This is a genomic window from Actinotalea ferrariae CF5-4 (assembly GCF_000603945.1).
Taxonomy (GTDB): domain Bacteria; phylum Actinomycetota; class Actinomycetes; order Actinomycetales; family Cellulomonadaceae; genus Actinotalea; species Actinotalea ferrariae.
Window position 1 is genome coordinate 1 of the sequence record NZ_AXCW01000478.1, and the last position, 1,300, is coordinate 1,300.

Sequence of the window (1,300 nt, forward strand, 5' to 3'; positions counted from 1 at the left end):
GCGGGCGCAGGACGGGCGGGGCGGTCAGCCCCAGGCCGCAGCGGCCAGGGCCGTCGCCGCCGCGGCGACCGCCAGGCACAGCGCGAACGAGGCCAGGACGTTCCCGACCGCGCGCGCCGCGTCGCCGTCCTGCGCCAGGCGCACGGTCTCGACCATCGCCGTGGAGAAGGTGGTGTAGCCGCCGCAGAACCCCACGCCCGCGACGAGCAGCACGGGCGTGGGCACGACGCCGGCGAGGTGCCCGCCCAGGAGCAGGCCGAGGACGGCCGAGCCGGTGACGTTGACCACGAGCGTCGCGACGGGGAAGGTCCGCGGCCACCGCGTCCGCACCATGCCGTCGACGACGAGCCGTGCGGCGGCTCCGAGGCCGCCGGCGAGCGCGACCAGCACCGGGACGAGCACGTCGAGGATCACGACGCCGCTCCGTGCCGGCGGTGCGTTCTGCCGTCCGCGCCCGGCCGGGCGGCGGCGGGCGGGGTCGCGGCGCCGTCGTCGGCGGTCAGCAGGTCCGCCTGGTCCGGGTCCCGCGGGAGCCGGTCGGCGCGCCAGCGGTGGTGCCGCGCGGCCAGGACGACGCCGAGGAGCGCCGCCGTGACACCCCCCACGGCGGAGGTGGCGGCGTAGGCCGCGGCGAGCGTCGTCGCGCCGTCGGCGAGCATCCGCTCCAGCTCGACGGCGAGGCTGCTGAACGTCGTGAAGCCGCCCAGCAGGCCGGTGCCCAGGCCCAGCCGGAGCAGTCGGTCGCGGGACGCCTCGCCCCGGGCGTGCGCGCGCCGCGCGAGCGACTCGAGGAGGAGGCCGAGCAGCAGCGAGCCCACCAGGTTGACCGTGAGGGTGGCGACCGGCCACCCGTCCGCGGGTCCGGCCGCCTGCGCGAGCGCGGACCGCAGCGCGGTGCCGGCCGCCCCACCTATCGCCACGACGGCGAGGAGCCGCGGCTGCCGGTGGGCGGGGGTCACACGGGGGACCGTAGCGCCCCAGGTCGAGAGCGTCCTCGTCGCGCGGCGTCCCGGCCGACGTGTGAGGCTGGCCGCCGCCTGATCAGCGCCCGTCCACCGAGAGGTCGCCGCACCCATGACCACCACTCCCAGCGCCCGTCCCAGCGCCCCGCCCAGCGCCCGGCCCGAGCCGCGCACGGTGGGGATCGAGGAGGAGCTGCTGCTCGTCGACGCGACCACCGGTGAGCTCGTCCCGGTGGGCCCCGTCGTCGTCGCGCGGGACGTGCGCACGGCCGGCGTGCCGAGCGACGGGGACGGCGCCGACGCGGGGGAGCCGAGCCGCGCGGGCGGCGACCGGCCCG

The 1,300-nt window shown here is 79.2% G+C and carries 2 protein-coding genes and 1 pseudogene; 1 reads left to right on the forward strand and 2 read right to left on the reverse strand.

Annotation, left to right across the window (positions count from 1 at the left end; all coding sequences use genetic code 11):
- Positions 1-24: 24 nt before the first annotated feature.
- Positions 25-414, reverse strand: a complete 390-nt coding sequence (locus tag N866_RS18900; RefSeq protein WP_216699497.1) for a fluoride efflux transporter FluC — start codon at positions 412-414, stop codon at positions 25-27.
- Positions 411-959: a CrcB family protein gene (locus N866_RS20680; protein ID WP_245612668.1), complete on the reverse strand. Its 549-nt coding sequence runs from the start codon at positions 957-959 to the stop codon at positions 411-413. The genes N866_RS18900 and N866_RS20680 overlap by 4 nt, the downstream gene beginning before the upstream one ends.
- A gap of 115 nt (positions 960-1,074) precedes the next feature.
- On the opposite strand from N866_RS20680, the pseudogene N866_RS21155 reads away from it, so the two are divergent.
- Positions 1,075-1,300 (forward strand): annotated as a pseudogene (locus N866_RS21155) (hypothetical protein); the annotation flags it as partial.